The following is a 22,775-nucleotide window of genomic DNA, read 5'->3' as shown; positions in this document are numbered from 1 at the left end:
CCATCATTTTCCCAAGCAGAAACTACTGAATATCTCATCCAAGACTTGTTCAGTATCTACCCGTCCTACAAGAGCATCTAATGTCCTTACGCAACGCCGCAATTGTTCTGCCGCCAACTCGGCCCTTTCGGAACCCAGGGCAAGTTCCATCTGCGCCATATCAAGAATCTCTCTAGCTGACAGCATAGCAATTCGATGTCGTTCTCGCACTGCTGTTCCCGCACCCGCAGAACGTGCAGTCAGAATCTCGCCGATGTTGGTCAGGAGTTCTGAAACCCCATGCCCTGTCTTCCCAGACACCGCTGGCTCGTCGGTCGGTTGCAAATCCGATTTCGCTCGAAGAACAAGATCGTCCGCCAGCAATTCTATCCCGTCAGGCAATGCTCCGTCAGTCAAAACCACGCGGAGATCGGCGTTGCGTGCTCGGCGCAACGCCAAGTCCACGCCTTTGGCTTCAATTTCATCAGTTGTCTCGCGCAGACCGGCGGTATCCAGGAAAGTTACCGGCAGCCCCCGAATGTCCATGCGCACTTCAATCACATCGCGCGTTGTTCCGGCGATATCAGAGGTGATGGCTGCCTCTCTACCAGCTAAGCTATTGAGAAGAGTTGATTTCCCGATATTCGGTCGGCCTAGTATCGCGACCTCGAAGCCATCTCGGATACGTTCAGCGGCTTCATATCCGTCTAGCTCCGCCTCGATCTCCTGCCTGACCGAACTTAGCAGCTCAGATACTTCCGGGGTAACGTCTTCGGGCACTTCTTCGTCGGCAAAGTCGATCGTCGCCTCGATCAAAGCCATGGAACGGATCAGCCTGCTTCGCCACTGTTCCGTCTTCTTACCCAGCGCGCCCGAAAAGATTCGAAGCGCCTGGCGTCGTTGAGCTTCGGTTTCAGCATCGATAAGATCTGCAAGCGCTTCGACTTCGGTAAGATCCAACTGGCCATTTTCCAACGCGCGCCGCGTGAACTCTCCAGCTTCCGCTAATCGTAAGCATTTGATTTTAGATAGCGAATTAAGAACGGCAGCCACCGTCGCGCGGCTTCCGTGAAGGTGAAGTTCAGCTACCTCTTCACCAGTAAAGCTTGCGCCCTTAGCAAAGGTCAGGACCAATGCGTGATCCAGATGAACACCTTCGGCATCAGACAAGCGCATGAGCGCCGCACGACGCGGCTCCGGCACACGCCCTGCTAAGTCCGCAACCGCCCTATGGGCGTGCGGACCAGACAGGCGAACGACCGCGACCCCGGCTTTCCCCTGCCCTGATGCGAGGGCGTATATGGTATCCATCGTTCAAGCGAGCCCCAGATCAGGTGTTCATCGACTCGAAGAACTCAGAATTCGTCTTGGTCTGTTTCAGCTTGGATAGCAGGAACTCGATCGCGTCCGTTGTGCCCATCGGGTTGAGAATCCGGCGAAGAACGAAGGTCTTCTGAAGATCAACCTTGTCGACCAACAGATCTTCCTTCCTCGTGCCGGACTTCAGAATATCCATAGCCGGGAAGACGCGTTTATCGGCAACCTTCCGATCAAGCACGATTTCCGAGTTACCAGTCCCTTTGAATTCTTCAAAGATGACCTCATCCATACGGCTTCCTGTGTCGATCAGGGCCGTCGCGATGATGGTCAGCGACCCGCCCTCTTCGATGTTTCGCGCAGCGCCGAAGAAACGCTTCGGACGCTGCAACGCGTTTGCATCGACACCGCCGGTCAGCACTTTACCCGAAGACGGTACGGTCGTGTTATAGGCGCGGCCCAGACGAGTAATCGAGTCGAGCAGGATCACAACATCACGCTTGTGTTCCACAAGGCGCTTGGCCTTCTCGATCACCATTTCGGACACGGCAACGTGGCGCGACGCAGGCTCGTCGAAGGTCGAGGAAATGACCTCTCCCTTTACGTTCCGCTGCATATCGGTGACTTCTTCCGGCCGTTCGTCGATCAGTAGAACGATCAGGTAGCATTCCGGGTGATTTTTTTCGATCGAATGCGCAATATTCTGAAGTAGAACGGTTTTACCCGTCCGCGGCGGTGCAACAATCAGAGAACGCTGGCCTTTACCGATGGGGGCAACCAGATCGATGACGCGGGCCGAGCGGTCCTTGACGGTCGGGTCTTCGATTTCCATCGTCAGCCGCTCATCGGGATAAAGCGGCGTCAGGTTGTCGAAGTTAATCTTGTGACGGGTGCGCTCCGGATCCTCGAAGTTGATCTGGGTTACCTTCGTCATCGCGAAGTAGCGCTCATTCTCGTTCGGCGCCTGGATGACACCTTCGACAGTGTCGCCGGTGCGCATCGAATGCAAGCGGATCATGTCCGGCGACACATAGATGTCATCGGGACCCGGCAGATAGTTGGCTTCGGGCGAACGCAGGAAGCCGAAGCCGTCTTGCAGTACCTCCAGCACACCGTCGCCGGAAATTTCCCAGCCATCTTCGGCGCGTTCTTTGAGGATCTGGAACATCATTTCGCCCTTACGCATCGTAGAGGCGTTTTCAATCTCCAGCTCCTCGGCCATCGCGAGAAGATCCTGGGGGCTCTTCGCTTTAAGATCAGCGAGGTTAAGGCATTCTTTGGTCACGGCAATATTCATATACTGGGACACACTCTGACAACGTTGTCAGCGGTGCTCTCTCATGGAATGGAAAATCAGCGGGCGGACGCCCTTCAGAAAGTCCACATAGCGATCCACCTCGCCGGAGTCAACGTTTCAGAAGGGACGCGCGATCACCGACACCACAATTATCATCATAAGAAATGTGGGAACTTCGTTCATCATCCGGTAGCGGCGCCCACTGAGCTTGTTCTGGCCACTGATAAAATCCTTACGCCGTTTCGCCAGCCAGTGATGGAACCAAGTCATCGCAAGCACCGCTGCGGCCTTCGTATAGGGCCACACAGCGCCCCAATCGACAATTCCCGGGGTCAGGGCCAAAGCAACACCAAAGAGCCACGTCGCGGCCATTGCGGGGTTCATGATTGCCCGGAGGAGCTTGTACTCCATCGTCTGCAACATCTTGTCTGTAGCATGTCCGAGATCAGCGTGCTCGACGTGATAGACAAAGAGCCTAGGCAGATAGAACAAACCCGCCATCCAGGCGATCACCGATATAACATGAAGTGATTTTGTCCACGGATAGGCTGCCGCCAGGAAATCCATCATTATTTCTGATCCCAGTAATCAATTTTAAAAGAAGTATAAGAAAAGATGATGACGTTGTAGGGGGTGTGGATAAGTTGAATTTTCCAGTTACCCACAGTGATATTTACATGTGGATAAATATTGCGCCGCAGAATGCCAAGCAGGGATAATAAGAATAAATTATTTTTATCAATTACTTACAAGTCTTTCTGCAAGCGCTGGATGTGGATAAGTTTCAGGAAAACTTATAGCGAATCCTTTCTCCACCGATCCCGGATGACTCTTACCCACGGTGAGCGACTCATCCCACGAAACTTGACAAACTCCCGAGTCCCGCACAGCCAGTGATCTACCACATAAATGGCCCACGCTTCGCACACCGGCTATACCGTCAGAGTCACACAGGGTTATCCACATGAATGGTCGACTGATCCTTGCTTCAAATTCTGCAACCAGAAGAACCCTCTTGGTCAATGCCGGGCTTGATCCGGAAATTATCCCGGCAAGGGTTGATGAATCGTCGATCCGCGCATCCTTGCAGGCGGAACAGGCCAGTTCGCGCGATATCGCCGATGCTCTGGCGGAAATGAAAGCGTTGCGGGTCAGCGAAAAGCACCCCGGAGCGCTGGTGTTGGGATGTGATCAGGTTCTGGACGTTAAGGGCGAGGTTCTAGCGAAGCCGGACTCCAAGGATGAATTGCGCGTGCAGTTGGACAGGTTGCGCGGTACGCAGCACAGCTTGCTGTCTGCTGCCGTAATCTATGAGGACGGCAAGCCATTGTGGCGTCATGTTGGCGTGGCACGGCTGACCATGAGACCTTTCAGTGACACTTACCGCGACGATTATATCGAACGAAACTGGGACGAGGTGTGTCATTGCGTCGGTGGCTATATGCTGGAGGCGGAAGGCGTGCGATTGTTTTCACGCATCGAGGGTGACTATTTCACCATTCTCGGACTTCCGTTGCTGGAACTGCTCGGCTATCTCACGATCAAGGGGGTGCTGCCGCAATGAGTGACGACAAGATTCCGCTGGCCGGGGTAATCGGCTATCCGATTACGCATAGCAAATCGCCTGTCGTGCATGGTCATTGGTTGCGTCAATACGGATTGGCTGGGCATTATGTTCCGATGCATGTGCTACCCCGCGATCTGCGGGACTGTTTGGTAACATTGCCAAGGCTGGGCTTTGTTGGCGTCAATGTGACGATCCCACATAAGGAAGCGGCGCTTGGATTGGCGGATCGAGTGTCTGATCGTGCAGCTTTGATCGGGGCGGCCAATACGCTGAGCTTCAGAGAAGACGGATCAATTCATGCTGATAACACTGATGGTTATGGATTTACTCAAAACATCCGCGACCATGCGCCCGACTGGTCGCCAGTGGACGCGCCTGTAGCTTTGTTCGGTGCCGGTGGTGCGGCCCGCGCCGTTGTCGTGGCATTGTTGGATCTGGGTGTGACCGAAATCCGGATTACCAATCGCACGCGGTCCCGAGCGACTGCGCTTCAGGCGGAGTTCGGATCCAAGATTAAAGTTACGGATTGGAACGCTGCGCAGGACATCGTCGCGGGCGCAGGGACCATTATTAATTCCACATCCCTCGGTATGGCAGGCAAGAGCGAATTCAACATACCACTCGACAAGATCCGGGTGGGCGCAATTGCAACGGATCTGGTCTATACCCCGCTACGGACGCCGTTCCTTGAAGCGGCAGAGGCGCAGGGTGCGAAGGTAATCGATGGGCTGGGCATGCTATTGCATCAAGCGGCGCCCGCTTTTGAGCGCTGGTTCGGCAAGCGGCCGGAAGTCACGGCAGAACTCAGGGACGAAGTCCTGAAGCTATGAGTGATTGCTTCAAGTTGGGGCTGACCGGCTCCATCGGCATGGGGAAGTCGACGACGGCCAGAATGTTTTCGGATCTGGGCTGCGCTGTCTGGGACGCCGATGCCGCAGTGCATCGGTTGTATGCTGAGGGCGGGGCGGCGGTCGAACCCATGCGCAAATTGCGGCCTGTGGCTCTCATGGATGGGACGGTGTCACGCGATAGGCTGAAGGAATGGATAGCGACGGACCCGGATGCCTTGCGACAGATCGAGGCGGTGGTGCATCCGTTGGTTGCGCAAGACCGCGCCGATTTTCTGGCTGACTGCCCGTCGGACATTGCCGTTCTGGATATCCCTTTGCTGTTTGAAACAGGTGCCGAGGGAAGCGTGGATGGTGTTGCGGTTGTGTCCGCGCCCCACGCGATGCAGCGAGAACGGGTATTGGCGCGACCGGGTATGACAGCGGAGCAATTTGACCAAATCCTTGCGCGTCAGATGCCTGATGCGGAAAAGCGGATGCGGGCCACTTGGGTGATCCCGACAGACACGTTAGAAACGGCAAAAGCAGCAGTGAAGCGGGTCGTTCAGGAGATCAGGGGTAAAGATGCGTGAGATCGTTCTCGATACCGAAACCACCGGGTTCGAGCCATCCGAGGGCCACAGGCTCGTCGAGATTGGCGGTGTTGAGCTGTTCAACCACGTCCCCACGGGCCGCACCTATCATCAGTACATCAACCCGCAACGCGACATGCCTGAAGATGCGTTCAACGTACATGGAATTAGCGAAGAGTTTCTTGCGGATAAGCCGGTGTTCAGTCAGGTCGGGCAGCAGTTTCTGGACTTCGTCGGTGACGCCGTTCTGGTGATCCACAACGCTGCATTCGACATGAAATTCCTGAACGCAGAACTCAGTTGGATCAACTTGCGACAACTGCCGATGTCGCAGTCACTGGATACTCTTGCAATTGCGCGGAAGAAGTTTCCGGGGTCTCCGGCCTCGTTGGATGCGCTCTGTCGACGCTTCGGCGTGGACAATTCGGCGCGTGAAAAGCACGGCGCGCTTCTCGACGCTGAAATCCTTGCCGAGGTTTACCTGGAACTGATCGGTGGCCGGCAGCCGGGTTTGGTTTTGGATCAGGTACGACGCAGCGAGGCGGGACAGGCGGACGTGGAATGGCGCCCGAGACCGCGGCCACAGTCACTGCCCTCGCGGCTGACGGATACTGAAAAAGAAGCCCACCGCGCATTTGTGGACGCGATGGGCGAAGATTCCGTCTGGGCGAAGCTGAACGGTTAAGAAACGCGTTCGGGCTTCTGTTCGCCCTGCTGCTGTGCGCGGCGCGCGACTTCTTGCTGGTAAAGCTGCACGAAATCGACGGTATCGAGGTTCACTGGCGGGAAGCCACCGTCACGCGTTACATCGGCGATGATCCGGCGCACGAAGGGAAACAGCATGCGCGGGCATTCGATCAGCAGGAAGGGATGAAGCTGGTTTTCCGGCACACCTTCAACGTGGAAAACGCCACCGTAATCCAGTTCAACATGAAACAGCGTGCTGTCGGATTCGCTGTTCTTCGACGACACGATGTATTTGGACGTGATTTCGTACTGATTGTCTGCCGGACGCTTTTTTGCGTCGAGGCTGACCTGAACCTGAACTTGCGGCTTGACCTCGCCCTGCACGCCCTTCTGGATCATGATGTTTTCAAAGGAAAGATCACGGATGAACTGCGCAAGTACCCGCATCTGCGGGCGGGCTTGCTGCTGTTGTGCGTCTGCCCCGTTGGTTTCTTCGGCCATAATTCTTGCTCCGGCAAAAGGTAAATTTTCTGCCGAAGGTCTAACAGCAAGCGTCAGGCGTCACAACCGCAGAGCCGTCAGGACCGTGTCCAGCCGGACGGGCGGTCTGTCGGCTTCGGTTTTACGCTGTCCGGGTCCACTTCGAAGAATTCCCCGTCGATCACGCCTGGGTCGGAGTTGGCTTTGTAATGCTGCGAGCGTCCCATCGAGAAGCTCCGGATCTTCACGCGGGACTGGATGTGACGAAACAGCGCATCCCTCACTTTCGGGACCAGCAGCAGCAAGCCAATGGTGTCGGTGAAGAAACCGGGTGTCAGCAGCAATGCGCCGGACAGAATGATCATCGCGCCATGGGCCAGCGGCACGGTCGGATTATCCAGTCTGTCGAAGCTTGTTTGCAAGCGTTTAAGGGCATCGCGACCCTGACTTCGTACCATTGTGGTCCCGATCACTGCGGTTGCAAGCACGATGAACAGCGTCGGCCATAGCCCGATCAGGGATCCGACTTGAATGAACAGCGCGATTTCGATCATGGGGACGGCGATAAAAGCCAGCAAAAGCCACATGGCACCCTCTATACGTAGCGGTCATAAGGTGGACTTGCCCCACCCGCTACCCTACATAGGAACCAGATCCGGATGTTACCATCCTGTTAATCCCGAGAGGTGCATATGAGTTCCAGCATCATCCAGCTCCTGGTTCTGGCCGGGGTCGCAATCTTTCTGATCTTGCGGCTCAAGAGTGTGCTGGGAACACGCGAAGGTTTTGAAAAGCCCTTGCCCCGCAAACGCCGGTCCGAGGCGACTGATGCGCGTCAGGATTTCGAGGTGATCGAAGGCGGACCGGATCGCGACATCATCGACCACGTCGATGAAGGCAGCCCTGCAGCGCTCGCGCTGGCAGATATGAAACGCGCTGAACCTAGCTTTTCCGTCGGCGAGTTTCTGGACGGTGCGCGCGGTGCTTACGAGATGATCCTGATGGCATTCGAATCCGGCGATCTGGAAAGCGTGCGTCCTTTCCTTGCGCCCGATGTATTCCAAAGCTTCGAAGAAGTGGTAGAAAATCGTAAGGCGCAGGGTCTGACCATTGACGCAAGCTTCGTTGGCTTGCGCGAGATCAAGCTGGTGAATGCCGAGTTTGATCAGCAGACTTCGGAGGGCGAGGTTTCCGTGCGCTTCGTCGGTGAACTGACATCGGTCGTTAAGAACACCGATGGTGAGGTCGTCGAGGGGAACCCGAATGAGATCAAGCGACAGCGCGATGTCTGGTCCTTCGCTCGCAAGATGGGTGTAGATGACCCGAACTGGCAGCTCGTCGCGACAGGAGAATAACGCCAACCGGCTAGGCGCCGGTTTCTGGAGTGATCGTTTGAAATGCCACGCAAGCCCCCAAGACGCCTGACCCCCGAGGAGCGGGCGCTTTGGGACAGTGTAGCATCGTCCGTCACACCAAATCACGCTGATCTGGATATGACGGTGGAGCCCACCGACGACACGGCGCCAAGGGGTGTCGAGCGTCAGATCCGGGCGAAGCAAACAGCACCCCTGCCCGATTTTCGTGTGGGATCGTTGAGTCGATCAAGCGTCAGTCACGACTTGTCTCCCAGTCTGACGGATCGCCTGTCACGAATGCCGATCGCGGTTGATCGCCGCACCAATACCCGTATGAAACGCGGAAAGTTGAAGCCGGAGGCGCGGCTGGACCTGCATGGCATGACCATCGCGCAGGCCCATCCGGTGCTGCGTCGTTTCGTGCTGGATGCCCAGGAGCGGGGTCTACGCCTAGTGCTGGTGATCACCGGCAAGGGCAAGATGCGCGACGAACCCGGCCCCATTCCCCAGCCGGTTGGTATTTTGCGGCATCAGGTGCCACGCTGGTTGGCGCTGCCTCCACTCAATCAGGCCGTGCTGCAGGTGTCTGAGGCACATCTGCGTCATGGCGGTGGTGGGGCGTACTACGTGTATCTGCGAAAACTCCGATGACACGTTAATTCATGGGGCAGCCCCGTGCACTATGAACTCGGCGGTTGATGCTTCACTGGTATCGAGCAATGTGCTGACGCAAGCGAGGTCAGGGGTGCCGCTGCGGAGTGGCCGCATGAAGGTATGCTCTGTAAATACTTCAGTCTTTACTGGAAACGGCAAGATTCGGCGCGTCAGACGCTACGACTGAGTGGGGGGTGGGCGCGCTGCGTTTGATGCCGAACCATAGCAGGGCCGAAGTCAGGATGAAGTAAAGCGCGATCCATCCAAGTTGCGCTTCAAATCCGATGCCTTGGTCTATCAGAAGGCCGGTCAAGACGGGGCCCACAGCAGACCCGAAGACGGTTACAGCCACAGCAGCCGCGCGGATGGATCCGATGTGGCGGGTGCCATAGATCTCGGCGATGAAGGCTGCGGGAACCGCGCCCATCGCGCCAAGTGTGATCCCTAGAAACATAAGCGAAAGCAAGGCAATTCCGACGCTTTCACCACCGGCCATGATCGTAAAGCTTACCGCCAGGGGCAACTGCATCAGCGGCATCAGCTTGCTGGACCCGAACCGGTCGATCAGCCATCCCCAGCACAGCATGGCGAGGATTCCGAATGTCGTGTAGATCGGGAAGAGCGATACGAATTGCTGATGCGTGAAGCCTTTCAGTTCGCTCAGGTGCACCTGATGGAAAAATAGTGCCGTCATGAAAGTCGGCGGGCCGAGAAGCGCGGGCATCATGTACCAGAACAGAGGATGGCGGATTGCCTCGCCACGCGTCCAGTGGCGACCAGACATGCCCGGTGAATGGCTGTCATCGGCAGTGCTTTGTGGTGTGCGTTCGCGCTTCAGCAACGCCAGCAGGACGGGGATCATGGCCAAGACGATGCAGGCGGCCAGCACCCACAGCCCGCGCCACGGCACAAACTCTTTCAGCGTCACGAACAGAAGCGGCATCGTGGCTTCGGCCAATGCAAAGCCCATCGTGGCGACCGCAAGCGCCCTGCCCCGCGTGGCCACGAACCAGCGTGCCATGGCGGTTGTGGCGATGTGTCCGCACATGCCCTGACCTGCCAGGCGCAGTAACATGACGACGCCCAGCAGCATCCAGCCCACGGGAACGGTCGCCATGGACAGGCACGCAACTGCTAGCATTACTAGCACGCCAGCACCTAATACACGCACGCGAAATTGGTCGGTCAGCACGCCAGCCCAGATCATGATCATAGCGGCAGCCAACGTACCCGCCCCGTAGATCGAGCCCCACTGCCCGTGGCTTAGTCCGAATTCAGCGCGGATCTCGCCAGCAAAGGTGGAAATGAAATAGGTCTGTCCAAAGCAGGAACTGAAGGTCAGCAGCATCCCCGCCGCAAGCCATGGGGCATTGTCACGGATGAAGCGTGGTTCGGGCAGGCGTTGGGGCGTCATGCGCGGGCTCCGTCTGTCCCGCGCAGCATTTCGCGACAGCTATGACGCTGTCGACAGGTCTGGCGTCTGCATCGGGTGTGGGATCGTTCGGGCGGCGGCCCGAACGTTATGCCACCCTTTAAAGCACGTAGCGGCTGATGTCAGCGGATTTTGCCAGATCGCCCAGATGTTTTTCAACGAAGGCTTCGTCAACCGTAACGGTTTCACCCGACCGATCAGGCGCGGTAAAGCTGAGTTCTTCGAAAACCCGTTCCAACACGGTGTAGAGCCGCCGTGCACCGATGTTCTCGACCTCGCTGTTCACCTCGGCGGCGATGCGGGCCAAGGCGGCGATGCCGTCCTCGGTGAAGTCGACCTTCACGTCCTCTGTGCCCATCAGCGCGGTGTACTGCAATGTCAACGCGTTGTCGGTCTCGGTCAGAATGCGGACAAAATCGCCTTCGGTCAGCGCGCGTAGTTCCACGCGGATCGGCAGACGACCCTGCAGTTCGGGCAGCAAGTCCGATGGTTTCGCGATGTGGAACGCACCGGATGCGATGAACAGGATGTGGTCCGTCTTTACGGGGCCGTGTTTCGTCGAAACGGTTGTGCCTTCGATCAGCGGAAGAAGATCACGCTGGACCCCTTCCCGGCTGACATCGCCGCCACGCGCATCGGATCGTGTGCAGACCTTGTCGATCTCGTCCAGGAATACGATGCCGTTCTGCTCGACTGCCTGCAAGGCGGCCCGGTTGACGGTTTCGTCGTCCAGCAGTTTGTCGGCTTCTTCTGCAATCAGAACCTCGTAACTGTCGCCGACGGCCATCTTGCGTTTCACGGTGCGACCGCCGAAGGCTTTGCCGAAGATATCACCCAGATTCATCATACCCATATTGGGTTGGCCGGGAATTTCCATCATGCCCATCGGGTTCGAGGTGTCGCTGACCTCAAGCTCGATTTCATGACCGTCAAGTTCGCCTGCATGCAGCTTTTCACGAAAGCGTTCGCGGGTGCTGTCGCGGGCGTCCTTCCCCGCGATCGCTTCGATCACGCGGTCTTCGGCGGCTTTTTGGGCGCGTGCCTTTACGTCGTCGCGCATGTAGTCACGAGTCTGCGCAATGGCGCTGTCGACCAAGTCACGGATGATCTGTTCAACGTCGCGGCCGACATAGCCCACTTCGGTGAACTTCGTGGCCTCGACCTTAACGAACGGCGCACGGGCGAGCTTGGCCAGGCGTCGGCTGATTTCGGTCTTGCCCACGCCGGTCGGTCCGATCATCAGGATGTTCTTGGGGTAGACCTCGTCACGCAGCTCCGGCGTCAGCTTCTTGCGGCGCCAGCGATTGCGCAGCGCAACGGCAACGGCGCGCTTGGCATCTTTCTGGCCGATGATGAACCGGTCCAGTTCCGAGACGATTTCACGGGGTGTCAGGTCTGTCATGGGTCTACTTCTTGCTGGGCCGGAAAAGTTCAGGCGCTGATCTTCTCGACGGTCAGGTTTCCGTTTGTGAACACGCAGATATCGGCGGCGATGGCCATGGCCTTGCGGGCGACGGTTTCAGCGTCATGATCCGTTTCCATCAGTCCGCGCGCAGCAGCCAGCGCGAAGTTGCCACCCGACCCGATCGCGGTCACGTCATGTTCCGGTTCCAGCACATCGCCCGCGCCGGTGATGACCAGGATGTCCTTGCCGTCGCTGACGATCAGCATGGCTTCCAGCTTTTGCAGGTACTTGTCGGTGCGCCAATCCTTGGCCAGTTCCACGCTTGCGCGCGCCAGTTGCCCGGGCGTGGCTTCCAGCTTGGCTTCCAGGCGCTCCAGCAACGCAAACGCGTCAGCCGTCGATCCGGCAAAGCCTGCGACGACATCATAGCCACCGGGGCTGAGCCTGCGTACCTTTCGTGCGGTACCCTTGATCACGGTGTTGCCAAGGCTCACCTGCCCGTCACCCGCGATCACGACCTCTCCACCTTTGCGCACGCCGATAATTGTTGTTCCGTGCCAGCCGGGAAACTGCTCGTCTGCCATGTGTCCTCCGATGGTTTCAGGCGCTATATGAGGGCGTGAGCCTTGCAGAACAAGCACTTTCCCAAGGGTTACGTCACGGACAGCGTGGCACCGCCTGTTCGCGAACAACGCTTTCATAGGCCGCCTGAAGCTGGTCGAGCACGCTTAGCCAGCCATTTGGTAGCGGTTCGCCCAAGTGAATATGGCGCAGCTCACGCATGAATCGGTCCCAAAGACCCGATCCTCCTTCTTCGAGAATCTGTGCGCGAATGCTGAGTTCCTTGGATACGGGCAGGTATTTGCGCCCCCACGCGCCAAGCGCAACCATCACGGGAAGAAGCTCTATGGATTTTTCAGTCAAACGATAAATCGATTTCTGTTTGTGCGACGGATCATCAACCTTAGTTATGAGCCCCTCCGCCTGAAGTTTTTTAAGGCGGTTCGACAAGATGTTCGACGCGATGCCTTCTTCCGACTTCGTCAATATCTCCCTAAAGCTGCGCCGATTTCCGAACATGATGTCACGCAGGACGATTAGGCTCCATCGGTCGCCAATGACTTCCAGCGAGAGGTTTATCGGGCAACCGGAGCGTTGATCCATTCACTTGGTCCTTCACAGATTCCAGTTGCAATATAAATGCAGTTTGCGTAGCGTCAAACCAGTTGCAATACGCAATCAGTAAAGGGGGATGTCATGGAATACGTGGAAGGATTTGTCGCCGCCGTGCCGAATGCGAGCAAGGACGCGTTCCGCAATCATGCGGAGAAGGCCGCCGTTGTTTTCAAGGAACACGGCGCGACATCGGTGGTGGAATGCTGGGGTGTGAACGTCCCGGACGGAAAGGTCACGTCCCTTCCGTTGGCAGTGAAGTGCGAGACAGATGAAACGGTGGTGTTTTCCTGGGTCACATGGCCGTCACGAGAGGCCCGCGACAAGGGAATGGATGCCGTCTTTGCCGACCCGCGCACAAGTTCCGAGGTTAACCCGATGCCCTTCGATGGAACGCGTCTGATCTATGGCGGGTTCGAAAAGCTGGTCGTGGCGTGAGGTGATCTGATGCGCAAAGTCGTGATATCAATGGCGGTTAGTGTTGATGGCTACGTGAATGCCTTGGGTGGTGAGTTCGCGCCACCGGCGTGGTCCGAAGATATGGATCGGTGGACAGAGTATCTTCGCGAACGCTGCGACACGCTGATCTTTGGGCGAAACACTTGGGAAATGATGATCCGCCACTGGCCGACGGCGGAAGTGGCGGCAGACACCCCGGAGCCGCAGCGCGAGGTGGCGAAGTTCATGAACAACTCGCGGAAGCTGGTGTTTTCCCGAACTCAGCCGGATATGAGCGCGTGGAAGAACTCGGTGCTGGCAAAGGGTAATGTGGCGGATGCGATCAAGGTAGAAAAAGCGCGCGAAGGCAAGGACTTGGCGATCCTGGGCAGCCCGCAGATGGCACAAACTGCAATGCGTTCCGACGTGATCGACGAATACTGGCTGCTTACGATGCCCGTCCTGCTGGGCGGGGGGTCGCGCCTGTTCGATGGTCATGCCTTGCGACGCAAGCTGAAGCTGTTGGAGACGCGCGCTCTGGATACCGGAGCGATTTTCACACGGTATGAACGTGTGAGTGGCGCCTAACGAAAAAACGGCCCCATCCGGTTGGACGAGGCCGTTCTACAAACCTGTTGGCGATTGATCAGATCTCGCCTTCGATCCAGCTTTGAAGTGCGGCCTTGGGTGCTGCACCGGTCTTGTTGGACACAACTTCGCCGCCCTTGAACATGAACAGCGCGGGAATACCGCGAACGCCAAGCTGTGCCGGCGAGTTCGGGTTTTCATCCACATTGACCTTTACGATCTTGATCTTGCCGGCCAGTTCTTCGGAAATTTCTTCCAGTGCCGGCCCGATCTGCTTACAGGGGCCGCACCATTCAGCCCAGAAATCCACGAGGACCGGAATGTCCGACTGGCGGACTTCGGCGTCGAAAGTGTCGTCGGTGACGGGTGACGTAGCCATGAGTGCCTCCTAGGCGGGAAACTTAGATGTGGAACCTATGGTCAGGTCCGATGGTCGTCAAGGGCAGGCGAGCTTACCCGATGGAGGGCACCGGACACCAGTTCGTGAGGCAGCGGCATCAGCGTCGCATTTGCCGTCCACAAGATTGCTGTATCAATGCGCTTGTCTGGATAGATATCGGCCAGCGCCGCCGCATAGGCTCCCATTTGGCGCAACAGACCTTCGGGGACGTCTTCGGCGCTGTCGGGGATCTGGCGGTTGGTCTTGAAGTCAATGGCCAGCACATGATCATCTGCCACGATCAGCCGGTCGATTGTGCCATGCATCCGCGCGGCGTGGCCGGGCAGGGTGGCTGTGACCTCTACCTCGGCCAGGGTTCCGCGGCCGAAGGCGACTTGCAGATCGGGCTGAGTAAGGACAGCCGTCGCCTCTGCCAGCAGGTCCGCCAGCATCGTGTCATCTGGTGGGGCGTCATCACCGGTGCTGCGCAGCAGGTCGGGCGCGAAATCCGGCCAGCGGTCTTGCGGATAGCCGGGCAGCAACTCGAGCAACTGGTGAACACGCGTGCCGCGCAACATCGCCGTGGCTTCGTCTTCACCCGCCTCGCCGGGCAGCGCCTTTGCGCCGCCCAGATCGGACGGGCGTAGCACATCTGCGCGCGTCGCGATGTGGGGCGGAACCGGCGCGGCGAACCAATCAGGTTTGGCGGTTGTTTCGCGATCTTCAGCCGTAACCGCGATCAGTTCACATGCAGACCAGTCACCATGGCTGACACGACGGCCCTCGCCGGTCGGGCAGGGTAGCGGCTCGGAGGAAAGTCGTTTCATGCCAAACGCCACGCGTTCATGCCACGTATCCGACATCTTGTCCGGATCACCTGCCGCGCAAACGATCAGCCAGACTTCGGCACGCGTCATGGCCACGTATAGCAGCCGTTCCCGCTCCTCCGCCTGCCGGGCCTGCCAGTCTGCCTTGGCATCCGCCACGATGTCCGGCGTCGCGTCTGCAGGGGGTGTCCACAGTGGCAACCCGTCCGGCGTCGTCAGGACAGCGGGGGCGCTGGAGGCACGCCGTTTCCCGCAATCGGGCAAGATCACCACGGGCGCTTCCAGCCCCTTGGAACCGTGCACTGTCATGATCCGAAGTTTCTCGCCGCCCGATTCTGCCTGGCGTTTGACTTCCACATCCTCGCTGGTAATCCAGACAAGAAAACCGGTCAGGCTGGGGATCTCCGATTGTTCATAGGTCAAGGCTTCTGTCAGCAGCGCATCGATTGCTTCCTCGCAGTCTGATCCAAGCCGCGCGATGAGCTTTTCGCGACCTTGATAGCGGGTCAGCACGCGGTCCAGCAGGTCATAGGGGCGCAGCAGATCCGCATCATGACGCAACTCGTCCAACGTGCGGCGTGTCTCTTCATGCCCCTCCGCGTCCCGAAGCGCGTGCCAAAGGTAACCCTTACGCGGTTGTGCCAGCCGGTAAAGCTGATCTTCTGTCCAGTTGAACAACGGCGATTTCAGGACAGCCGCAAGCGACAGGTCATCTTCGGGCAGAGCAAGGAAATTGAGCAGCGCAAGCAAGTCCTTCACCGCCAGTTCCTGCCCCAGCTTCAGCCGATCGGCTCCCGCGATGTCCAGATGCTGCTGTTTGCAGGCGCGGATCAGTTCGGAGAACAACCGCCCGCGTCGCTGTACGAGGATCAGGATATCGCCTTCAGTCAATAACTTGCGGCCCCCCGATCCGTCTGGGATCGTCTCGCCCGTATCGATCAGTCGCCGGATTTCGCCCGCGACCTTGTCGGCCAGAACAGCGATCTCGTGACGCGGGCTGATCTTATCCACGGGTTCGTGCCACGGCTGGTCGTCATCCTTGTCGGCAGGGGGTTCTGGCGGCCACAGATCGACACGGCCGGGCAGTGTATCCTTGAAAGCCCGGTGCTGGATGGGCGCGCCAACCCCGGGTGCGTTCTCGGCGAAGGTCGCATCCACCGTGTCGAGAATGGCAGCGGATGACCGGAACGAATGCAGCAATTGCTGCGTCGCCAGCGTGGAGGCGACCTCTTCCAGCCTTGCGCGGAAATGGCCCTGCATCGCTTCAAACTTGGCGGGGTCCGCTCCTTGGAACGAATAGATCGACTGCTTACGGTCCCCGACGACGAACAACGTGCGGTTCACATCGTCACGTGCCGACGCGCCGCTGGTGAATTCGCGGGCCAGAAGCTCGATCACCTGCCATTGTACGGGGCTGGTATCTTGCGCCTCATCGACGAGGATATGGTCGATCCCGCCGTCGAGCTTGAACAGCACCCAGTCAGCGACGCGCGGATCGGTCATCAGCCCTTTGGCGCGCAGGATCAGATCGTCAAAATCCAGCAGTCCGCGTTCGGATTTGCGTGCGTCGATGGCGGGCAGGAAGGCGCGGGCGAAGGCATGCAACGCGGCGGATCGTTGGGCAGAGGGAAGCGCGATCCGCTTGGGGCGCGCCTCTTCTATCCGCAGCATCAACTGATCAAGCTGATCGAACGTCTTGGGGTCAAGCGCCTGCTGCGTGGCCTTGGTCGGGAACTTGCCGGACTTTGCCGTGAAGGGCTCCTTCGCGCCGCTGCCGGTCAAAAGCAACTTCTCCAGCTTCGGCAGCGCACCCAGATGGGGCGCAAAGGGCAACAACCCGGCGACCTCAACCGCCGCTTTCACGTCGGTCTTGCTGCCGGCCTTCAGTGCCGGGTGTAGAGCTGCAAGGATCATGTCCTCACTGCCCAGAAATACCTCGGACATTAGCGCCGCTTCATCATACTCGCGGGGCAGGCCATGCACGGCCAACAGATCGGGCAGAGTGCGCGGCGTCTCGAACGCCTCACGATGTTTCAGCAGATGCGTCGCAAGCGTCCCGATATCGTCGTCGGTGGACAGGTAGACGGCCAGATCGTCGATCAGGTGAGCATTCGCGCCGTCGGCGAGCGTTTCCATCACTTCGTCACACAACAGCTTCAGTGACCGTTCGTCCATTTCAGAGAACTGTGGCGACACCCCCGCTTCCAGTGGGAATTGCCGCAGAAGCGCAGCACAGAATGCGTGAATCGTCTGGATCTTCAGGCCGCCCGGCGTTTCGATTGCGCGGGCAAACAGGCGCCGGGCGCGGGCAAGGCGATCTTCGTCAATTACGTCAGACACGCCAAGCTCTGCCAGTGTCGCGGTAAGCGTATCGTCGGGTTTCATGGCCCAGTCACCAAGGCGGGAAAACAGGCGATTTTGCATCTCGCTCGCTGCGGCCTTGGTGTAGGTAAGACACAGGATATTCTGAGGCGGCACACCAGATAGCAGCAGCCGCGCAACGCGGTCCGTCAGAACGCGTGTCTTGCCCGATCCGGCATTCGCAGCCAGCCAGGTTGAGGCATCCGGACGTGCCGCTTCGATCTGGCGCAGCGTGGCTTCGTTGGTCACTGACCGACCTCCTCGGGGTTCGGCGTGGCGCTGAGATCCCATTCGCCGGCGCGCGACAGATGGTCATAGTCCCCCATCTGGTTCATGCTGTGACGCGCCAGTTGCGCGGTGTAGCCCTTCGCCGGGTTCAGGAATGCACCAAGCAGCAGCATCAACTCATCGAGCGTGACAGCAACAGGTGACTCCAGCAGCGGTGCGGCGACGGTCTTTGGCGATGGGCCGAGACCGATATACTCCGCCCCGATCACAGGTGCGGCGTCGATCCCTTCAAAGCCACCATGTTCTGCAATTACCGCTTCAAGAAGGAGCTGCTTGGCAAATTTCTTTTGTTCGCTTGAGCTTGGCGGACTTCCTGTCTTGTAGTCGTAGATCACAAGCCCACCATTTTCCGCACGGTCGATCCGGTCGGCCTTGGCGACCAGCTTGAAATCCGGGGTAGTGAGGTCCAACTCGCCCTTGGCCTCGAAGCCGATGGGTGTTGCCCGTTCGCTCCGTGCGATTTCCTCGGACAGGAAATGACCGGATACACGCGCCAGCCGCGCGAGCCACAGTCTGCGAGCGGTGGGCCAGGGTACCTGTCGCGCTAGTATGTCAGCAGCAAGAGACAGAAGATGGGCGCGCCTGTCGGATTCCGCAATTGTAGGCAGGTCCCGGACGAACTGCTCCAGCACATCATGGAGCACGTTACCACGATCACGTGCCTCCGGCGTCTTGTGGAGAGGATCGAGTGATCGAAGCCGCAGAATTTTGCGGGCATAGATTTCGAAAGGATCGCGAATCAGCGTTTCGACATCCGTAACCGACAGCCGGGTCGGACGATCTGCAACCGGCGGAACGGGCGAGGGGCGCTTGGCGGGGGCATGGTCCGTTTCAGGACGGTCCAGCTTCGCCGCCAGGTTCAGCCACGTCGCGCCACGCTGACGCATATCTGCCAGCGCGCTTTTGCCGCCTTGATCGGGCAGGCCGTCCAGCAGGTTCAGCAACCGGTTCAGCCAGCGCGACGGAACGGTTTCTGCTTCCGCGTCGCGCTTGGCGCGGGTCAGGACCACCTGCGGCGCGGCAATGGCCTGCTGGAAATCATGCGCGGATAGCCCGATGCGCCGCTCCGGCAGCAGCAGCCCCGCCTGTTTGCGCATCTTGCGGTTCAGCCAAGGGTCGGGGTCCGGCAATTCGGGCCAGACACCATCGTTCAGCCCGGCAAGGATGACAAGTTCCGCGCCTTGAACGCGCGCCTCAAGCGTGCCCCAGATCGTGATTAGCGGGTGGGGGTCGTCGGGGTTGCGCACTTCGCCAGAAAGCACTGTCCGAAGCAGAGCGCGGAACTCGCGTGGAGTCATGTCGGCGCCGTGCGCGGCTTCCTGCGCCAGTTCCGACAGCCTGGTCCGCGCTTGGCGGACGTCTTCGTGATGCCAGACGGCCTTGGCTTCGGTCAGGGGTTCGATACCTTGGGCGAGGTCTTCGACCAGTTGGACCAGTTTTGCGGTTAGTTCCGCGAGCGGTCGTGGTCGGGTATCGTCCAGCCCCGTCAAGGTGCGACCCAGCCAGATTACCCATTCGGTCGGATCGTTTTCTGGCGTGGGCTTCTTAGTGGCTACCCAACGCGCTGCCCAGTCGCGAAGACTTTCGGCGTCCGGGAAGGGTGGTCCCTTCCGGCGCAGATCAAGCTCCAGCTCATGTGTCCAAAGCAGGTGCCGCCCCCGCAGTTTTCCCGCATGCACCAGCGGGTGTTTCAGCAGAGCCAACAGCAATTCAGCAGTTAGCGGCAGTCCCAGCAGCCCCGCAGCTTGCAGGTAAAGCCGACCGGCAGGCGATTGCGTCAGGGGTCGTCCGGCGCTGTCGTCAGGGATAATGTTCCACCGATCCAGCGCGGCTGTCACACGGCGGGTCAGCATACGGTCAGGCGTGATCAACGCGGCGGTTTGCCCATCCTCGACGGCTTGGCGCAGCCGCAGCGCAATGGCGGCTGCCTCGAAACGTGGATCGGCGGCTTCGATCAGCGTGATGTCCCGTGTCGCGAGGGAAAGATCGCCGAGCATCGGACCATCTCGCCGCCACCCGTCCGTCACGGGTGCGGGGCGCAGGGCCAGAGACACCAGCGCATTTCTCTCTGCATTCGGTGGGTGCGCGGAGTGCCAGCGGGGAATATCTTCGAGTTCAACGCCCAGGTCCTGCGCTAAGGCAGCGAACCGGAACTGCGGATGATCTTCCTGTGCTTTCGGCTGGGTCAGGCCCGACCAGATGTCGTTAGGTGTGTCGAAATCGAAGCCGGGCAGGACGAGTGCGCCTTGGGGCAGGTGGGCGACGGCCTGCATGAACAACCGCGTTGCCCCGCGCGACGCGGTCGACCCCGCAACGATCACAGGATCCTGTGGTGGATCGCTGGCCCATTGCTCGATCAGCTTTTCGGTTACTCTGCGTTGGCGCCCTTCGGCAGTCAAAGGGGCGTTGGGGTCGGCGGAAATGAATGTCCCCACCAGAGACAGAAACTTGCGGCTTCGTTCCCAATGACCGGACAGATCGGTCACGTCGAGTTTTTCGATTGCTTCCAGCGGCACGCCTTCGCCCTGCATTTCTTCCATCAGCGCAACCAGGCCGTTGGCCAGATCGAAGGTTGCGGATTGAGGGGCCAGGTCAGGCTCGGCTTCAATGAGCCGCGCGACCAGCTGAGCCAGTTGCAGCTTGCGACGCAGCGACGGCACCGGAGGTGGGAGCGCGCCACCCGTGCCCGCCGATGCCAGGTCTGTCACCAGCCCGATACGGGGCAACAGCCGCGCGGGACCTTCGTCGAACAGCGCCTTCACGCGTCGCTGCATCCGTCGGGTGTTAAGATAAATGGTGACGCGAGCCAAGGCCTCGGGCGGTTGGTCCCTGAAACGGTCGAGCAGCCCGTCGACCAGCGCTTTGGGAAAATCGACGCCGGGCGGAACGCCAAAAAGTCGCGGCTTGGTGCTTTCCGAAAACAGCTCGGTCATGCTTTCTGCCCCAAAAGCTCCTCGGCCAGCGGGATACCCTCGGGACGGCCCACATCACACCAGCCGCCATCATGCACCGCGCCGAACAGGCGACCTTGCGCGATCATTCGATCCCAGTACAGATTGTTGGAAAAGACGGCTTCACTGATCTCGTGTAGCCCTTCGGTCTTCATGATCGTCGCGCCGCCATAGATGTAGGCACCCTTGCCGCGTGTCAGTCGTCCCGCGGTGTCCGCCACGAAATCGCCCTTGCCCGCGTGCCCCGCCGCGTTCGCCAGCGGCACAAGGATCAGCAGCCCATCCATCCGGTCCGGGTCCCACGCGTTCATCAACGTGCGGATCGGGTTAGGGCCAGTCCAGATCGCGTCGGTATTCAGCGTCGCGACGGGCCCATCGCCCAGCAACGGCAGCGCGTGACGCAACCCGCCACCGGTATCGAGGATGTCAGGCTCCTCGACAGATACCGCGACATCCCGGTCCGTGAAGTAGTCGACAACCATCTGGGCCTTGTAGTGAGCGTTGACCACTTTACACGCGATCCCCGCATCCTCGATCAGGGCCAGCGCATGTTCCATCAGCGGCTTGCCCGCGACCTCGACCAGTGGCTTGGGCTGATCCTTCGTCAGGACTCCCATGCGTGTGCCAAAACCGGCGGCGTAGAGCATGGCGGCAGTCGGTCGGTCGGTCATGGGCGTCTCAATTGGTCCAGATAGTCGGGCGTAGGCTCCGGCAGCCACTGTGCCACCGCATCCCGCAACGGGGCAAGCGCGGGGTGGGACAGATCGTTTTGCAGATGCGACCAGACGCGGGGGATCAGGGCGATGTAGCGCGGTTTTCCCACATGCAGTGAAAGTCGTGCGAAAATACCAAGAATTCGTAGATTGCGCTGTGCCGCAAGGACGGCGCAGGCGACGCGCAGTGAATCTTCGTCGAAACCCGTTTCATTCAGGAAATGACGAAGCAACCTTTCGCGCAGTTCGGGCGATGTGTCACGGCGCGCATCCTCCAGCAGTGACACCAGATCATATGCCGGATGACCAATGAAGGCGTCCTGAAAGTCCAGCAACCCCACCCGTTGAACGTCGCCGCGTTCCGGCAGCCAGATCAGGTTTTCGACATGGTAGTCGCGCAGGCACAGAACGGGCTGTTGCGTCTGGCAGTGGCGGCGCATCAACGGGTCGAGCGCCTGCACAAGGTGTTCCGCTGCACCATCCGGTGCCACGCTTCCTTGCGCAAGATACCAGTCCCAAACAGGCGCGATCAGGGGCGGGTAAGCTGCGGGGTCGTAGCATGGCAGGTGATCGGGCGAGGGTTTTCGTGACAGATCGATCAGCAGATCGACCGCTGCCAGATACAGCTCTTCCGTTTTTCTCGGTGCATCCCGCATGACGGCTGCAAACTGCGCATCGCCGAAATCTTCCAAAAGCAGAAGGCCGCGTTCTGGGTGCTGTGCGGCTATGGCCGGGGCAGACAGTCCCACACGCGTCAGGTGCTCGTCGATACGAACAAACCTGATGGTGCTGTCGTCGGGCGCAGGTGGTGCGTCCATCAGGATCGCGGTTTCACCGTTGCCGCGTCTCAGTCGGATGTATCGGCGCGCATCTGCATCGCCGGCAAGCGGGATATGCGTCGCGTCCTCCCATCCGGCGACGCGCAGGAACTGGGCGATTTCTTCGCTGCGAGTCAAATTCGGCCTTTCATGTCCTCAAGCGCGGCTGTGATCCGATCACTCCATATCTCAGGCGCGTCAGATCGCAACCGCATCCGTCGTGCATCTGGCGTATCCAGCGTGGAAAGCTCGATATGCAGTGCGCGGTCGGGCACGTCCTCCCCAAGGCGGTCGGGCCATTCGATCAAGCACAATGCGTCTTCAAACGCGTCATCGAGGCCCAGTTCGATGATCTCCTGCACATCCCCCAGCCGATACAAATCGGCGTGCCAGATTTCCAGCGCACCAGCCTTGTAGGTCTGAACCAGGGTAAAGGTAGGCGAGGGGATGTCCTCCTCCTTGCCAACCGCGTGCAGCCGCGTCCGGACCACTTGCCGGGCGAAATGGCTTTTGCCCGCGCCTATCGGTCCGGACAGACACAACACATCGCCTACACCCAGCAGCGGTGCAAGCGCCTGCGCGAAAGTTGATGTTGCGGCCTCGGAGGCAAGGTTCAGATCGAAGGGCAGGGCGATTGTCATTGCGC

The 22,775-nt window shown here is 59.1% G+C and carries 23 protein-coding genes; 8 read left to right on the top strand and 15 right to left on the bottom strand.

All coding sequences use genetic code 11. The features are described 5' to 3' along the window. Window positions 1-3: 3 nt before the first annotated feature. From mnmE to hemJ, 3 genes are all read right to left on the bottom strand, one after another. Window positions 4-1,290 carry a tRNA uridine-5-carboxymethylaminomethyl(34) synthesis GTPase MnmE gene (mnmE, locus tag FPZ52_RS10405; RefSeq protein ID WP_146365364.1) on the bottom strand — a complete coding sequence of 429 codons (1,287 nt, stop codon included), beginning with the start codon at window positions 1,288-1,290 and terminating at the stop codon, window positions 4-6. 19 nt (window positions 1,291-1,309) lie between these two features. Further along, on the bottom strand, window positions 1,310-2,581 hold the full coding sequence (gene rho, locus FPZ52_RS10400) for a transcription termination factor Rho (protein WP_146365363.1): 1,272 nt from the start codon (window positions 2,579-2,581) through the stop codon (window positions 1,310-1,312). A gap of 129 nt (window positions 2,582-2,710) precedes the next feature. Then, window positions 2,711-3,163 carry a protoporphyrinogen oxidase HemJ gene (gene hemJ / locus FPZ52_RS10395; RefSeq protein WP_146365362.1) on the bottom strand — a complete coding sequence of 151 codons (453 nt, stop codon included), beginning with the start codon at window positions 3,161-3,163 and terminating at the stop codon, window positions 2,711-2,713. Between the two features lie 394 nt (window positions 3,164-3,557). Here hemJ and FPZ52_RS10390 point away from each other — a divergent pair, with 394 nt between their 5' ends. The 4 genes from FPZ52_RS10390 to dnaQ are packed head-to-tail and all read left to right on the top strand — an operon-like array spanning window position 3,558 to window position 6,265. Next, a complete protein-coding gene (locus tag FPZ52_RS10390; RefSeq protein ID WP_146365361.1) occupies window positions 3,558-4,157 on the top strand; it encodes a Maf family protein in 600 nt (199 codons plus the stop codon). Then, window positions 4,154-4,990, top strand: coding sequence for a shikimate dehydrogenase (locus tag FPZ52_RS10385; RefSeq protein ID WP_146365360.1), 837 nt, complete (start codon window positions 4,154-4,156; stop codon window positions 4,988-4,990). Before FPZ52_RS10390 ends, FPZ52_RS10385 begins: the two co-directional genes overlap by 4 nt. Next, on the top strand, window positions 4,987-5,580 hold the full coding sequence (coaE, locus tag FPZ52_RS10380; protein WP_146365359.1) for a dephospho-CoA kinase: 594 nt from the start codon (window positions 4,987-4,989) through the stop codon (window positions 5,578-5,580). Before FPZ52_RS10385 ends, coaE begins: the two co-directional genes overlap by 4 nt. After that, on the top strand, window positions 5,573-6,265 hold the full coding sequence (dnaQ, locus tag FPZ52_RS10375) for a DNA polymerase III subunit epsilon (RefSeq protein ID WP_146365358.1): 693 nt from the start codon (window positions 5,573-5,575) through the stop codon (window positions 6,263-6,265). Before coaE ends, dnaQ begins: the two co-directional genes overlap by 8 nt. Here dnaQ and secB read toward each other — a convergent pair. After that, complete coding sequence (gene secB, locus FPZ52_RS10370; RefSeq protein WP_146365357.1) at window positions 6,262-6,768, bottom strand: protein-export chaperone SecB; 507 nt, start codon at window positions 6,766-6,768, stop codon at window positions 6,262-6,264. The two genes, dnaQ and secB, sit on opposite strands and share 4 nt — an antisense overlap. Before the next feature lie 77 nt (window positions 6,769-6,845). Then, complete coding sequence (locus tag FPZ52_RS10365; protein ID WP_146365356.1) at window positions 6,846-7,334, bottom strand: FxsA family protein; 489 nt, start codon at window positions 7,332-7,334, stop codon at window positions 6,846-6,848. A 105-nt stretch (window positions 7,335-7,439) separates the two neighbouring features. On the opposite strand from FPZ52_RS10365, the gene FPZ52_RS10360 reads away from it, so the two are divergent. After that, the gene (locus FPZ52_RS10360; protein ID WP_146365355.1) at window positions 7,440-8,102 is read left to right on the top strand and encodes a Tim44/TimA family putative adaptor protein; all 663 of its coding nucleotides are present in this window, start codon (window positions 7,440-7,442) and stop codon (window positions 8,100-8,102) included. Window positions 8,103-8,144: 42 nt separating this feature from the next. After that, window positions 8,145-8,753: a Smr/MutS family protein gene (locus FPZ52_RS10355; protein ID WP_146365354.1), complete on the top strand. Its 609-nt coding sequence runs from the start codon at window positions 8,145-8,147 to the stop codon at window positions 8,751-8,753. Between the two features lie 139 nt (window positions 8,754-8,892). On the opposite strand, the gene FPZ52_RS10350 is transcribed toward FPZ52_RS10355, so the two are convergent. The 4 genes from FPZ52_RS10350 to FPZ52_RS10335 all read right to left on the bottom strand — a co-directional run bounded on the left by FPZ52_RS10350 (window position 8,893) and on the right by FPZ52_RS10335 (window position 12,757). Beyond that, window positions 8,893-10,170 carry an MFS transporter gene (locus FPZ52_RS10350; RefSeq protein ID WP_146365353.1) on the bottom strand — a complete coding sequence of 426 codons (1,278 nt, stop codon included), beginning with the start codon at window positions 10,168-10,170 and terminating at the stop codon, window positions 8,893-8,895. A 118-nt stretch (window positions 10,171-10,288) separates the two neighbouring features. Next, a complete protein-coding gene (gene hslU / locus FPZ52_RS10345) occupies window positions 10,289-11,590 on the bottom strand; it encodes an ATP-dependent protease ATPase subunit HslU (RefSeq protein WP_146365352.1) in 1,302 nt (433 codons plus the stop codon). 29 nt (window positions 11,591-11,619) lie between these two features. Beyond that, on the bottom strand, window positions 11,620-12,177 hold the full coding sequence (gene hslV, locus FPZ52_RS10340; RefSeq protein WP_146365351.1) for an ATP-dependent protease subunit HslV: 558 nt from the start codon (window positions 12,175-12,177) through the stop codon (window positions 11,620-11,622). A 73-nt stretch (window positions 12,178-12,250) separates the two neighbouring features. Continuing rightward, entirely contained in the window at window positions 12,251-12,757 is a 507-nt protein-coding gene (locus FPZ52_RS10335) for a winged helix-turn-helix transcriptional regulator (protein ID WP_146365350.1), read from the bottom strand. A 93-nt stretch (window positions 12,758-12,850) separates the two neighbouring features. Here FPZ52_RS10335 and FPZ52_RS10330 point away from each other — a divergent pair, with 93 nt between their 5' ends. Both FPZ52_RS10330 and FPZ52_RS10325 read left to right on the top strand, forming a co-directional pair. Then, on the top strand, window positions 12,851-13,204 hold the full coding sequence (locus tag FPZ52_RS10330) for a DUF1428 domain-containing protein (protein WP_146365349.1): 354 nt from the start codon (window positions 12,851-12,853) through the stop codon (window positions 13,202-13,204). 9 nt (window positions 13,205-13,213) lie between these two features. Then, window positions 13,214-13,792, top strand: coding sequence for a dihydrofolate reductase family protein (locus FPZ52_RS10325; RefSeq protein ID WP_146365348.1), 579 nt, complete (start codon window positions 13,214-13,216; stop codon window positions 13,790-13,792). Window positions 13,793-13,850: 58 nt separating this feature from the next. On the opposite strand, the gene trxA is transcribed toward FPZ52_RS10325, so the two are convergent. The 6 genes from trxA to tsaE are packed head-to-tail and all read right to left on the bottom strand — an operon-like array spanning window position 13,851 to window position 22,770. Then, on the bottom strand, window positions 13,851-14,171 hold the full coding sequence (gene trxA, locus FPZ52_RS10320) for a thioredoxin (protein ID WP_146365347.1): 321 nt from the start codon (window positions 14,169-14,171) through the stop codon (window positions 13,851-13,853). A 41-nt stretch (window positions 14,172-14,212) separates the two neighbouring features. Next, window positions 14,213-17,650, bottom strand: coding sequence for a double-strand break repair helicase AddA (addA, locus tag FPZ52_RS10315; RefSeq protein WP_146365346.1), 3,438 nt, complete (start codon window positions 17,648-17,650; stop codon window positions 14,213-14,215). Further along, window positions 17,605-20,580, bottom strand: coding sequence for a double-strand break repair protein AddB (addB, locus tag FPZ52_RS10310; protein ID WP_240804349.1), 2,976 nt, complete (start codon window positions 20,578-20,580; stop codon window positions 17,605-17,607). Before addB ends, addA begins: the two co-directional genes overlap by 46 nt. Further along, window positions 20,577-21,269, bottom strand: coding sequence for a nucleotidyltransferase family protein (locus tag FPZ52_RS10305; protein ID WP_146365345.1), 693 nt, complete (start codon window positions 21,267-21,269; stop codon window positions 20,577-20,579). Before FPZ52_RS10305 ends, addB begins: the two co-directional genes overlap by 4 nt. Next, window positions 21,266-22,267, bottom strand: coding sequence for an aminoglycoside phosphotransferase family protein (locus FPZ52_RS10300; RefSeq protein ID WP_146365344.1), 1,002 nt, complete (start codon window positions 22,265-22,267; stop codon window positions 21,266-21,268). Before FPZ52_RS10300 ends, FPZ52_RS10305 begins: the two co-directional genes overlap by 4 nt. Next, on the bottom strand, window positions 22,264-22,770 hold the full coding sequence (tsaE, locus tag FPZ52_RS10295; RefSeq protein ID WP_146365343.1) for a tRNA (adenosine(37)-N6)-threonylcarbamoyltransferase complex ATPase subunit type 1 TsaE: 507 nt from the start codon (window positions 22,768-22,770) through the stop codon (window positions 22,264-22,266). The genes FPZ52_RS10300 and tsaE overlap by 4 nt, the downstream gene beginning before the upstream one ends. Between the last annotated feature and the right edge of the window lie 5 nt (window positions 22,771-22,775).

Origin of the sequence: Qingshengfaniella alkalisoli (assembly GCF_007855645.1) — a bacterium.
GTDB lineage: Bacteria > Pseudomonadota > Alphaproteobacteria > Rhodobacterales > Rhodobacteraceae > Qingshengfaniella > Qingshengfaniella alkalisoli.
The sequence above is the reverse complement of the archived record's forward strand: the minus strand, read 5'-3'. Positions and strand labels throughout refer to the sequence as shown.

Coding starts and splice junctions, on each gene's coding strand:
- mnmE (WP_146365364.1), bottom strand. CDS start 1,290: ATGGATACCATATACGCCCTCGCATCAGGGCAGGGGAAAGCCGGGGTC.
- hemJ (WP_146365362.1), bottom strand. CDS start 3,163: ATGATGGATTTCCTGGCGGCAGCCTATCCGTGGACAAAATCACTTCAT.
- FPZ52_RS10390 (WP_146365361.1), top strand. CDS start 3,558: ATGAATGGTCGACTGATCCTTGCTTCAAATTCTGCAACCAGAAGAACC.
- FPZ52_RS10385 (WP_146365360.1), top strand. CDS start 4,154: ATGAGTGACGACAAGATTCCGCTGGCCGGGGTAATCGGCTATCCGATT.
- coaE (WP_146365359.1), top strand. CDS start 4,987: ATGAGTGATTGCTTCAAGTTGGGGCTGACCGGCTCCATCGGCATGGGG.
- dnaQ (WP_146365358.1), top strand. CDS start 5,573: ATGCGTGAGATCGTTCTCGATACCGAAACCACCGGGTTCGAGCCATCC.
- secB (WP_146365357.1), bottom strand. CDS start 6,768: ATGGCCGAAGAAACCAACGGGGCAGACGCACAACAGCAGCAAGCCCGC.
- FPZ52_RS10365 (WP_146365356.1), bottom strand. CDS start 7,334: ATGTGGCTTTTGCTGGCTTTTATCGCCGTCCCCATGATCGAAATCGCG.
- FPZ52_RS10360 (WP_146365355.1), top strand. CDS start 7,440: ATGAGTTCCAGCATCATCCAGCTCCTGGTTCTGGCCGGGGTCGCAATC.
- FPZ52_RS10355 (WP_146365354.1), top strand. CDS start 8,145: ATGCCACGCAAGCCCCCAAGACGCCTGACCCCCGAGGAGCGGGCGCTT.
- FPZ52_RS10350 (WP_146365353.1), bottom strand. CDS start 10,170: ATGACGCCCCAACGCCTGCCCGAACCACGCTTCATCCGTGACAATGCC.
- hslU (WP_146365352.1), bottom strand. CDS start 11,590: ATGACAGACCTGACACCCCGTGAAATCGTCTCGGAACTGGACCGGTTC.
- hslV (WP_146365351.1), bottom strand. CDS start 12,177: ATGGCAGACGAGCAGTTTCCCGGCTGGCACGGAACAACAATTATCGGC.
- FPZ52_RS10335 (WP_146365350.1), bottom strand. CDS start 12,757: ATGGATCAACGCTCCGGTTGCCCGATAAACCTCTCGCTGGAAGTCATT.
- FPZ52_RS10330 (WP_146365349.1), top strand. CDS start 12,851: ATGGAATACGTGGAAGGATTTGTCGCCGCCGTGCCGAATGCGAGCAAG.
- FPZ52_RS10325 (WP_146365348.1), top strand. CDS start 13,214: ATGCGCAAAGTCGTGATATCAATGGCGGTTAGTGTTGATGGCTACGTG.
- trxA (WP_146365347.1), bottom strand. CDS start 14,171: ATGGCTACGTCACCCGTCACCGACGACACTTTCGACGCCGAAGTCCGC.
- addA (WP_146365346.1), bottom strand. CDS start 17,650: ATGGGATCTCAGCGCCACGCCGAACCCCGAGGAGGTCGGTCAGTGACC.
- addB (WP_240804349.1), bottom strand. CDS start 20,580: ATGACCGAGCTGTTTTCGGAAAGCACCAAGCCGCGACTTTTTGGCGTT.
- FPZ52_RS10305 (WP_146365345.1), bottom strand. CDS start 21,269: ATGACCGACCGACCGACTGCCGCCATGCTCTACGCCGCCGGTTTTGGC.
- tsaE (WP_146365343.1), bottom strand. CDS start 22,770: ATGACAATCGCCCTGCCCTTCGATCTGAACCTTGCCTCCGAGGCCGCA.